Below are 11188 nucleotides of genomic sequence, written 5' to 3'. Positions count from 1 at the left end.
GCAACAACAACGTCCCCACCAAGCCCGACATACCGCTTCACCGTGTCAGGCGTTCCCCCAACACGAGACTCCCCGGCCGAGCTCTCCACGATTACCGATATCTGCATCCCGTCCTCCTCCCTGTATCGTAGCGGACCTTCTGCGGGCCCCTGCCCCATACCGCTGCGCCGGCCGGGGTCTGGCGATGCGAGTTCGAAACCTGATCCCGGCGCCTCGCAACGCTCCTGTGATTATTGGTATATGGAATTAAAAATGCCAGCAAGAGCCAAGGTGCGACATCCGGGCAATGCCGGACGGATTGTATCGCACCTGAAATCCAAATCGGACCGCCGGACGGCTTCCACCTCACTCCGAGCCCCTACGAAAGACGCTCTTGCCATCGGACTGACACGCTGCAGTGCAAGATAAGAGGTGCAAGACAGCCGTCCGATTTTGGTCCATATCAGGCCCCCGACGCACCTTGGCCGACCATCGGCCGCAGCCGGCGCGAACCGGCAACCCAACGGAGGAATCCATGTATAGCAGGCGGGAACGCGCGACCAAGATCGTGGCGACCCTCGGCCCCGCATCCTCGAGCCCCGAGAAGATCAGGGCGCTCTTCGAGGCTGGCGTGGACGTGTTCCGGCAGAATTTCAGCCACGGCACCCAGGCCGACCACGCCCGCGTGTACAACCTCGTCCGCGAGGTGGAGAAGGAAGCCGGCCGCCCGATCGGCGTGCTCGCCGACATGCAGGGCCCGAAGCTGCGCGTCGGCCGCTTCGTCGACAACGCGATCACGCTGACGCCCGGCACCACCATCCGCTTCGACACCGACATGACGCCGGGTGACGAGAAGCGCGTGCCGATCCCCCATCCCGAGATCATCGAAGCGCTGCACGAAGGTTCGACCGTCCTGCTCGACGACGGCAAGGTGCGGGTACGCGTGGTGAAGAAGGGCGCCGGCTTCCTCGAAGCCCAGGTCATCGCCGGCACCCGCCTGTCCAACAACAAGGGCTTCAACGTTCCCGACGTGGTGCTGCCGCTCTCCCCGCTGACCGCCAAGGACCGCTCCGACCTCGCTTTCGCGCTCGATCTCGGCGTCGAGTGGATTGCGCTGTCTTTCGTCCAGCGGCCGGCCGACATCATCGAGGCGCGCGAACTCATCCAGGATCGTGCCCAGATCAATCTGAAGCTCGAGAAGCCAGCCGCGGTCGAGCACCTGAACGAGATCATCGAACTCTCGGACAGCATCATGGTGGCCCGCGGCGATCTCGGCGTGGAGCTCTCGCTCCCGGAACTGCCCGCCCTGCAGAAGCGCGTGGTGCGCGAGTGCCGCCGGCTGGGCAAGCCGGTCATCATTGCCACCCAGATGCTGGAATCCATGATCACCGCCCCGGTGCCGACCCGCGCCGAGGTCTCCGACGTCGCCAATGCAGTGTATGAAGGCGCCGATGCGGTGATGCTGTCGGCCGAAAGCGCCGCCGGCCAGTATCCGGTCGAGGCCGTGGCGATGATGGACCAGATCATCAAGCAGGTGGAGCTCGACCCGGCCTATCGCGTCATCATCGATTCGCAGCGCCCGGCCCCCGGCGGCACGGTGGCCGACGCGGTGACGGCGGCGGCCTATCAGGCGGCGCTGGCGGTCGACGCGAAGGCGCTCGTCACCTACACAATGTCCGGCACCACCACGCTGCACGCCGCCCGCGAGCGGCCGAAGATGCCGATCCTCGGCATTGCCAGCAAGCTCTCCACCGCGCGTCGGCTGGTGATGTCCTACGGCGTGCATGTCGCCCACATGCCGGAGGAGATCCACACCTTCGGCGAGATGGCGACCAAGGCCGCGCAGATCGCCGTGGAACACGGCTTCGCCGGCCTCGGCGACCGCATCGCCATCACGGCGGGCGTCCCCTTCGCCCATCCCGGCACCACCAATGTGCTGCGCCTCGTCACCATCGACAAGAAGGTGAAGGCGGCATTGCCCCGTGGGGAAAACCACGACGCTCCGCGTGCAGCCGCGAAGAAGGCGGCCGATGGCGACACCGCCACCCAGAAGGTCGGCGCCGAGCGCAAGCGGGCAAAGAAGGACGGCAAGAAGGAAGGAAAGAAGGCCAAGTCTAAAAAGGACTGACCTTCCAAGAGAGACTGACCCGTCTCACCTCCTTCGAAGAAAGCGACGGCGCCTCCGGGCGCCGTTTGCGTTTGCCTCACTCATGCGTCCGCGCCGAGGTCGCGCAGATGGCGGATCGGGCGCCCCGGCGCGAGGCCGGCCGCCGCAGCGACGATGGCGTTGGCGTCGATGCCGTAATGGCGATAGAGCTCGGTGATCGAGCCGGTCTGTCCGAAATGCTCGACGCCCAACGCACGGGTGCGATGACCGGCGACGGCACCGAGCCAGCCGAGCGTCGCCGGGTGGCCATCAAGCACGGTGACCAGTGCGCAGCGTGCCGGCATGTCGCCCAGCAGCCGCTCGACATGGCTGCGGGCATGGACGAGGCCACGCTCGCGCATCCGAGCCGCGGCGGTCCAGCCGGCATTGAGGCGATCCGCCGAGGTGACGGCCAGCAGGCCGACGTCGCGCCGATCCTCGGCCATCAGCCCCACCGCCTCCAGCGCCTCGGGCGCGACCGCGCCCTGATAGGCGACGACGATCTCGGCGTTCGGCCCCGGCGGACGGACCCAATAAGCCCCATCGATGATGTCGCGCGAACGCCGCGGCGAAAGGATGCGCTTCGGCTGGGCGAGGCTGCGGGTGGACAGGCGCAGATAAACCGAGCCGCCGTGCTCGTCGCGCAGCCAGCTTTCCTCGCCGGCGTCCTCGCCGGACTGCTCACCGGCTTGCCCTTGGCTTCCCTCGCGCTGCAGATAGTCGAACGACCAGGACAGGATCGCCGTCAGTTCGTCGACATAGGCCGGCTCGAAGGCCGCGAGACCGTCCTGCGCGAGGCCGATCAGGGGCGTGCCGATCGACTGGTGCGCACCGCCTTCAGGCGCCAGCGTCAGGCCCGACGGGGTCGCGACCAGCAGGAAACGCGCATCCTGGTAGCAGGCGTAGTTCAGCGCATCGAGCCCGCGCTGGATAAACGGATCGTAGAGCGTTCCGACCGGGATCAGCCGCGCCCCGAACAGGCTGTGCGACAGGCCCAGCGCGGAGAGCAGAATGAACAGGTTCATCTCGGCGATGCCGAGCTCGATGTGCTGGCCCTTGGGGGAGAAGGTCCAGTCGAAGGTCGAGGGAATCCGCTCGGAGCGGAACAGGTCGGCGAGTTGTTCACGGGCAAACAGGCCGCGCCGGTTTACCCAGCCGCCGAGATTGGTCGAGACCGTCACGTCCGGCGACGTCGTGACGACGCGGTCCGCCAGCGGTCCGCCAAGGCGCGCCAACTCCGCCATCAGCAGGCCGAAGCCCTGCTGGGTCGACATCTCAGGCTGGGCGGGCACCGGCAGCGCCGCGGGAATCGCGATGTGCCGATCACTGTAGCGACGGCTGCCCTCGGCATTGAAGGGGACGCGGTCGAGAAAGGCGCGCAGCCGCTCGTCCGGCAGGTCCAGACCTTCGAAGGGCTCCCATTCGTGGCCGGGCCGCACCTTCATGGAGCGGCGGAACATCTCCATCTGGGTCGGCGTCATCAACCCGGCATGATTGTCCTTGTGTCCGGCGAGCGGCAGGCCGTGTCCTTTCACCGTATAGGCGATGAACAGAACCGGCCGGTCGTCGCCCGCCCGGTCGAACGCCTCGATAAGGGTCGGCAGGTCATGGCCACCGAGATTGGTCATGAGCCTGGCAAGCTCGTCGTCGTTGCGGCGCTCGATCAGCGCGCTGACGGGGCCCTGGTCACCGATCTCCTCCATGAGTCGACGCCGCCACGCAGCCCCGCCCTGAAAGGTGAGGGCCGAATAGAGCTGGTTCGGGCAGCGGTCGATGAAATCGCGCAGGCGCTCCCCGCCCGGCTCGGCGAAGGCCTCCAGCAGCCTTGCGCCATATTTCAGCGTAACCACCTCCCAGCCGAAAGCTCGGAACAGCGCCTCCAGCCGTGCCGGCAACCCCTCTCGGATCACGGCGTCGAGGCTCTGGCGGTTGTAGTCGAGGATCCACCAGCAATTGCGCAGGCCCTGCTTCCACCCCTCCAGCAAGGCCTCGTAGATGTTGCCCTCATCCATCTCGGCATCGCCGACGAGGGCGACCATCCGTCCTTCCGGGCGTCCACCGGCCAGGCCATGGGCATGGACATAGTCCTGCACCAGGCTGGCAAACAGAGTCTGCGCCACGCCGAGCCCGACCGAACCGGTGGAGAAGTCCACGTCGTCGACGTCCTTGGTCCGCGAGGGATAGGACTGCGCACCGCGATAGCCGCGATACCCCATCAACTTGTCGCGGCTCTGGTTCCCGAGCAGATACTGGATGGCATGGAAGATCGGGCTCGCATGGGGCTTCACGGCCACCCGGTCCTGCGGCCGCAACACCGCGAAATAAAGCGCGGCCAGCACCGTGGAGAGCGAGGCCGACGAGGCCTGATGGCCGCCGACCTTCAGGCCGTCGCGATTGGGGCGTACGTGATTGGCGTGATGGATGATCCAGGCCGAGAGCCACGATACCTTGCGCTCCAGCGCCTCCAACGCCGCGAGGTCGACCGGCACTCCCGTATCGCGCGACATGATGCGCCCTCCTGCTTGCCTTTCAGCATCTGTCGGGCGCATCGGGCGGCGCAAGGGAGCAAATGTGGTGCAGCGCACAACACACGGTCCCACATGAGAAAATCCGCTCTGGGTGAAACAGGCTACCCAAATGGACATGTTCATGCTGTATGCTGTGAATCATGTTTCGTAGGCTGTGGTTAACCATGCCGCAGCAGCGCTCGGGTGGGGCGGAAGTCGCATTGGTGTAAGGCCGGCAGGCGACGCCGCGCCCACGCCGTGGCGCGCAGTGGGGAAGATGCATGGAGCCGGGCGAGCCGAGAACGTTTATCGGGGTATCGGTCCTTGCCGGACTCGCGGCGGCGTTCACATTGGCGCCCGGCCTTCAGCCGGCCGCCCACGCCGCCGATGTCGCCTGCGACCTCACCGCCCAGTCACTGTCCTGCGGCGGTACCGCGAGCGGCACCGCCGCCACCTCCTATGGCGCGCAAGCTCAGGCCAGCGGCAATGATTCGGCGGCCTTCGGTCAGCTCTCCGTCGCCTCCGGAGTGAGCTCGACCGCGATAGGGCAGGCTGCGCAAGCGACGCAGGACAACGCAACCGCCATTGGCACTTCCTCCATCGCCGCTGCGACCGCATCGACCGCGGTCGGCGAATCCGCAACCGCCAACGGCGTGTCCTCCGTCGCCATCGGCCATGCGGCAACTGCGAACGGCGTGTCTTCCACGGCGATCGGCGACACGTCGGCGGCGAACGGCTCCGGCTCCATCGCCATCGGCGCCAACAGCGCGGCCAATCTCGACTACACCACCGCGGTCGGCACCGGCGCCGCCGCACAGGGTACCGCTGCCTCGTCCTATGGCTATGGCGCGCAGGCCAATGGCTCCGCCAGCACGGCGATCGGCGCCTATGCGGGCGCGCAGGGCAGCAATTCCTCGGCCTTCGGCAACAATGCTCAGGCCAATGGCGACAACGCGACGGCGCTCGGCGAAGGCGCCATCGCCTCGACGACGGCCTCCACCGCACTCGGCCAGAATGCTCGCGCCAACGGCACCTCCTCTACCGCCGTCGGCCAGGAGGCGATCGCGAACGGCGCCAACAGTACCGCCATCGGTCAGAACGCGACGGCGAACAGCTCGGGCGGCACCGCCATCGGCCAGATCGCAACCGCCAATGCCGAGAACGCGACCGCGCTCGGCCAGAACGCAACGGCAAATGGGGTCGGCTCCACGGCCTTGGGGCAGGCCTCCATCGCGGCAGGCAAGCGCTCCACCGCGGTCGGCCAGTCATCCAATGCGGCGGCGGACGATGCGACCGCCATCGGTTATGGCACCACCGCCGCCTATACCGGCTCGACTGCGATCGGCTATGGCGCGACCACCACCCGCGCCTACCAGATGGCACTGGGTACGAGCGAGACAACCTACACCATGCCCGGCCTCACCTCCTCCGCCAGCAAGGCAGCGCAGTCCGGCGCCATCCAGATCGTGACCACGGATTCGAGCGGCAATCTCGCCAGCGCCAGCGTCAACGAACTGGTCGATCTCAGCGGCATCTACAATGATATCGACCGCGTCCAGGAAGGCGTCGCCATGGCGATGGCGATGGATACGCCCAACCTGCCGATGGGCAAGAACATGGCGGTCAGCGCCCAGTGGGGCACGTTCGGTGGCCAGAACGCGGTCGCCTTCTCCGGCATCGCGCGGCTTTATGAGGACAGCCTGTTCCTCACCGGGGGCGTCGGTCTCGGCCTCAAGGAAGGGTCGATCGGCGGAAAGGCGGGCCTGGTGTTCGCATGGTGACCGTGGCGCCGACGCGAATTGCGCTCGGCACAGCCATCGGACTTGTGCTGCTGCCGGTTGCGGTATCCGGCGTCGAGATTTTCCGGTCATCATCCGCCCCGGCGAGCACGCCTGAGGCCCGCAGCGCGATTGTTGCGGCCGCTACGGCATCTACCGCCAATGAAGCCGTGCCCGTCGCGCCGGTGCAACCCACACGCATCGCGGCCTCCGGCAAAAAGCCTGCGACCGGTGCCAGTCATCCCCCAAAACCAACCGAAGAGAAGCCGACCGCCACGCCGTCGGCGGAGAGCGCCACGTCCGGCGTTCCGCCTGCGCCCGTCCTGTTGGCATTGCTGCGCGGCACCCTCGTCTCGGTGAACCAGGCGAACATCACCGGCAATTATTCGGTGCTGCGCGACCTCGGCTCCCCTACCTTCCGCGAACGCTACACCGTGGCCGAGCTTGCCGAGCAATTCCGCTCCTGGCGGGCACAGTCGCTCGATTTCGCAGCGGTGCTTCTTCTCGATGCAAAGCTGTCCCGGCCTCCGGAAATCGAATCGGTCGGGGCGCTGCATCTCATCGGCTTCTTTCCAACGTCGCCGCTGCGGATCGGATTCGACCTGCGCTTCGAGCCGGTGAACGGGCATTGGCGGCTGGCCACGCTCTCGCTTGATGCACGCCCGGCATCCGGAGACGCAGCGCTGCCAGCCGCACGGGGGCCCCAAGGTCCGGCGCCCAGCCCATCCGTGCAGATGCCGGCCACGTCCGGGGCACCCTTGAAGGCCGTAAACCCCGCGATGCCGACCCCGATCGCAAACCGATCGACGCCGCCCGGCGCGACACTCATCGCCCCGCTTCCCGGCCCGGCGGCCAGTGCCGCCGCAGCCGAGGAGGCGGCAGCCCGTCAGGCCGCGAGCGCTGCGGCGGCTTCGGCTCCACCGGCTCTCCGCAATACCGACGCACCTCCCCTACAGATCGAAAGTTCGACGGCACTCGCTCCGGGAACCGCCGCCGCGCAGACGGCGGCAGCCGTCCCGTCCTCCGGTGGCGCTACCGCCGTGCCGGCCCCTTTCCAGATGCGCCGGGAAACCGATCTGTCGACGCCAGCCCCCACCGGTCCATAAAGCCGTCCGGCCACGGGGCTGGGGATGGATGTCGCCACGACCCGGTCGCGACGGTGCGACCCGGCGGGCAAAACCACACATGCATGGGGAACGGTCCCCAGCCGGCATCCCTTCGGCCGCCTTTGTGCAGGCAGCATGGTCCTCAGTCAGCGGGAGCCGCGAGTCAGTTGCCGTATGACGGTGCGGTGGACGGCGGCGGGGCGTTTCCGGAAGGCAACGGAATGACGCGCGGCACATTGGGATTGCCGGCATTGGCGGCCGCCGCGCCGCTCGGCAGGGTGCCTGCCGGCATGGGAGCAGCCGTGTTTCCAGCCCCCGAAACGGGCGAAGCCTGTGGCGTGATCTGGTTGGGCGCAGGCACCATCGGATAGCCCGGAAGGGGCTCCGAAGGCTTTTGCGGACCGGCAGGCACGACCGGCGCCCGTGGAGCGGGTGCGCGCCGAACCACACGGCGGGGAGCAGCCGCAGGCTCCGGGCCCATCACGCCGTTCAGCACCGTCGCATCACCCTCGATGCCCGAGGGATAGGCAAGCGGGCCCCCAATGCGCCCTATGCCCTCAGGCTCGCTCATCGGCCGGCCATAGGGCTGCCACGAGCGCGGGAGGAAATAGCCGTTGATGGAAAAGCGGTACATGCCGCGCAGCAATTGGCTTTCCGTCGCGCCGGCCTGGCACATGCGGTAACGCACCGTCATCACGCCACGGTCCCGCAAAAAGGCATAGAGCTGCACCTGCGACTGGATCCGCTGCCAGGCATAGATGCACAGATCATTCGAACCGGCGCGACCGATGGCATAGCCGAAGGGCCCGTAGCGGTTCTGGGTGAAGTAGCCGGAACGCTGCATATAGACGTTGGGCAGCGCCGCCTCCATGTCGGCGTCGATGGCATCCGTGCTGAGAAGGTCGTAGCCCTTGAAATTGCTCCACCCCGTGCGGCCGGGAACGGGACCGAAGAAAACGACGTGGAAGGCGTTCTGTCCCGATGCAATCGTATCCGTTGCCAGCACGACTTCCTGCTCGAGCGCATTGATATAGCGCGTTTCCAAAACGGAGAGGGTGCGCGGGCCGCCGGGTTCCGGCAGAATGAGCGCCTCGTTGACCGGCACCTCGATCGTCTGCGTGGCGACCTGGGGATCGTGACCAACCAGCGGATAGGGTGCCATGCAGCCGGCGAGCGCAAAGGAGAGGCAAGCAAACAGGCCGAGACCGAGCCCGCGGAACATCGGTCGAGCGATCGGTGCGTTACGTCTCGAATAGCGGTGCTTCACATCCCAAGTCCATAGCTGAACGCGCATTTTCGAGCGACAATACGGCGAATCACTTGACATGGAGGACTCTACCCTGCCGTTGGACGGTACGAAACGCAGCAAGGCTGGCCAAAACCGCCCCTGCTCTGCATGTGCAAAAATTAGTTCAAAATCGCAAGCATTTTGATTTGGTTTGCGCTAGACAGGCGCCGGGAAGGGTGAGGGAGTAGGCATGGGCAAGGCTTGGATAGCGGCACTGTGGGGGATCACCGGCGCGCTGACGGTGTTCCTGATCACCTTGCCGATCAGTCTGCAGGCGCATCTGATCGCCGGCAGCATTGTCGTTCTGGTCATCATCCTGCTCAAGCTCTTTGCTCCGGTCGGCGTGCCACGCCTCATCGCGCTTTCGCTCGGCAGCACCATCGTGCTGCGCTACATCTACTGGCGCACCACGAGCACGCTGCCGCCGATCAGCCAGATCGAGGACTTCATCCCCGGCATCATGCTCTATCTGGCGGAGCTCTACAGCGTCGGCATGCTGTGCCTGTCGCTGTTCGTCGTATCCTCGCCCGCCCCTCCGCGAACCGCACCCGCCCTTACGCCGGAACAGCTTCCCACTGTCGACGTCTTCGTGCCGACCTACAATGAGGACGCCTCGCTGTTGGCCTCGACCCTGGCTGCGGCCAAGGCCATGGACTACCCTGCGGACAAGTTCACGGTGTGGCTGCTGGATGATGGCGGCACCGACCAGAAATGCCATCAGGACGACCCCTTGGGCGCGCAGGAGGCGCAGAACCGCCGCCGCGAACTCGGCGAGCTCTGCGAAGGGCTCGGCGTGCGCTACCTTACGCGCCGCCGCAACGAGCATGCCAAGGCGGGCAACCTGAACAATGGCCTTGCCAATTCGACGGGCGAACTGGTCGCCGTGTTCGATGCCGACCACGCCCCTGCCCGCAGCTTCCTGCATGAGACGGTCGGCTATTTCCGCCAGGACGAGAGGCTGTTCCTGGTCCAGACGCCGCACTTCTTCATCAATCCGGACCCGCTGGAGCGCAACCTCGATACCTTCGACCATATGCCGTCGGAGAACGAGATGTTCTACGGCATCATCCAGCGCGGCCTGGACAAATGGGACGGAGCCTTCTTCTGCGGCTCCGCCGCGCTGCTGCGCCGCGAGGCGCTTGCCGAAACCAACGGCTTCTCCGGCATCTCGATCACCGAAGACTGCGAAACGGCGCTGGAACTGCACTCCCGCGGTTGGCACAGCGTCTATGTCGACAAGCCCCTGATCGCAGGCCTCCAGCCGGAAACCTTCGCCAGCTTCATCGGCCAGCGCTCGCGCTGGGCGCAGGGCATGTACCAGATCCTGCGCTTCCGCTTCCCGCCCCTGAAGCGTGGCATCACCTTCGCGCAGCGGCTCTGCTACATGTCGAGCATGCTGTTCTGGTTCTTCCCCATTTCGCGCATGATCTTCCTGATCTCGCCGCTTTTCTATCTCGTCTTCGGCCTCGAGATCTTCAATGCGTCCGGCGCTGAGTTCCTTGCCTACACGTCGACCTACATGCTCGTGAACCTGTTGATGCAGAATTACCTTTATGGCCGATACCGCTGGCCATGGATTTCCGAGCTCTACGAATACATTCAGTCGGTCTACCTGCTGCCGGCATTGCTTTCAGTGATGATGAACCCGCGCAAGCCCACCTTCAAGGTGACGGCGAAGGGCGAAACGCTGACCGAGAGCCACGTGTCGGAGATCGGCAAGCCGTTCTTCATCCTCTTCGGCCTGATGACGCTTGCCGCCGTACTGACGGTCTGGCGCGTGATCAACGATCCCTTCACCGCGGACGTCACTGCCGTAGTGGGCGGCTGGAACATTCTCAACATGATCATCGCCGGCTGCGCGCTCGGCGTGGTGTCGGAGCGACAGAACCGCCGCCGCACCCATCGCGTCAACCTGTTCCGCCGCTGCGAATTCATCCTCGACGACGTCAGCTATCCTGCAGTGGTGGAGGACGTGTCCATCGGCGGCGCCAGCGTCCGTGCGGCCGGCGCAAATCTGCCCCAGGTCGAGCGCGGCAAGATGGCGGCGATCCGTTTCAAGCCGCAGGCGGATATCGAGGTGTCGGACCTTCCGGTCCAGATCCGCAATATGAAGCGCGACGGCAACGGCCAGTTGTTCGGCTGCCAGTTCGAGGCACAGGTGCCGCTCCATCACCGGCTCATTGCCGATCTCATGTTCGCAAACGCCGCGGAATGGAGCAAATTCCAGGAGTCGCGGCGCTATAATCCCGGTGTGCTCCGCGGAACGTTCCGTTTCCTCGTCATTGCGCTCTACCAGACCGGGCGTGGCCTTTCGTACTTCCTCCGCCTCAACAAGATTTCCCGTTCGAGCACTGGCCAGCCGGCGGCCGCAAAATCCTCGTGAG

General features: G+C 65.9%; 6 protein-coding genes. 4 read left to right on the top strand and 2 right to left on the bottom strand.

The window, feature by feature from the left end; translation table 11 throughout:
- Positions 1-514 precede the first annotated feature (514 nt).
- On the top strand, positions 515-2107 hold the full coding sequence (pyk, locus tag MWN34_RS09790; RefSeq protein ID WP_247028825.1) for a pyruvate kinase: 1593 nt from the start codon (positions 515-517) through the stop codon (positions 2105-2107).
- An 80-nt stretch (positions 2108-2187) separates the two neighbouring features.
- Here pyk and MWN34_RS09785 read toward each other — a convergent pair whose 3' ends face one another.
- Positions 2188-4632, bottom strand: a complete 2445-nt coding sequence (locus tag MWN34_RS09785) for a transketolase (RefSeq protein WP_247028823.1) — start codon at positions 4630-4632, stop codon at positions 2188-2190.
- 350 nt (positions 4633-4982) lie between these two features.
- Between MWN34_RS09785 and MWN34_RS09780 the strand changes: the two genes are divergently transcribed.
- A complete protein-coding gene (locus MWN34_RS09780) occupies positions 4983-6413 on the top strand; it encodes a hypothetical protein (protein ID WP_247028821.1) in 1431 nt (476 codons plus the stop codon).
- On the top strand, positions 6407-7516 hold the full coding sequence (locus MWN34_RS09775) for a hypothetical protein (protein ID WP_247028819.1): 1110 nt from the start codon (positions 6407-6409) through the stop codon (positions 7514-7516). The genes MWN34_RS09780 and MWN34_RS09775 overlap by 7 nt, the downstream gene beginning before the upstream one ends.
- A gap of 163 nt (positions 7517-7679) precedes the next feature.
- Here MWN34_RS09775 and bcsN read toward each other — a convergent pair whose 3' ends face one another.
- Positions 7680-8738 carry a cellulose biosynthesis protein BcsN gene (bcsN, locus tag MWN34_RS09770; protein ID WP_247028817.1) on the bottom strand — a complete coding sequence of 353 codons (1059 nt, stop codon included), beginning with the start codon at positions 8736-8738 and terminating at the stop codon, positions 7680-7682.
- A 256-nt stretch (positions 8739-8994) separates the two neighbouring features.
- Here bcsN and bcsA point away from each other — a divergent pair, with 256 nt between their 5' ends.
- Entirely contained in the window at positions 8995-11187 is a 2193-nt protein-coding gene (gene bcsA / locus MWN34_RS09765; protein WP_247028815.1) for a UDP-forming cellulose synthase catalytic subunit, read from the top strand.
- Position 11188 lies beyond the last annotated feature (1 nt).

This window comes from Ancylobacter crimeensis, from assembly GCF_023016805.1.
Lineage (GTDB): Bacteria > Pseudomonadota > Alphaproteobacteria > Rhizobiales > Xanthobacteraceae > Ancylobacter > Ancylobacter crimeensis.
This window is presented reverse-complemented; position numbering and strand designations above follow the sequence as displayed.

What these genes read in the sequence shown, in the direction of transcription:
- pyk (WP_247028825.1), top strand. Translation starts at nt 515, where the DNA reads ATGTATAGCAGGCGGGAACGCGCGACCAAGATCGTGGCGACCCTCGGC.
- MWN34_RS09785 (WP_247028823.1), bottom strand. Translation starts at nt 4,632, where the DNA reads ATGTCGCGCGATACGGGAGTGCCGGTCGACCTCGCGGCGTTGGAGGCG.
- MWN34_RS09775 (WP_247028819.1), top strand. Translation starts at nt 6,407, where the DNA reads ATGGTGACCGTGGCGCCGACGCGAATTGCGCTCGGCACAGCCATCGGA.
- bcsN (WP_247028817.1), bottom strand. Translation starts at nt 8,738, where the DNA reads ATGTTCCGCGGGCTCGGTCTCGGCCTGTTTGCTTGCCTCTCCTTTGCG.
- bcsA (WP_247028815.1), top strand. Translation starts at nt 8,995, where the DNA reads ATGGGCAAGGCTTGGATAGCGGCACTGTGGGGGATCACCGGCGCGCTG.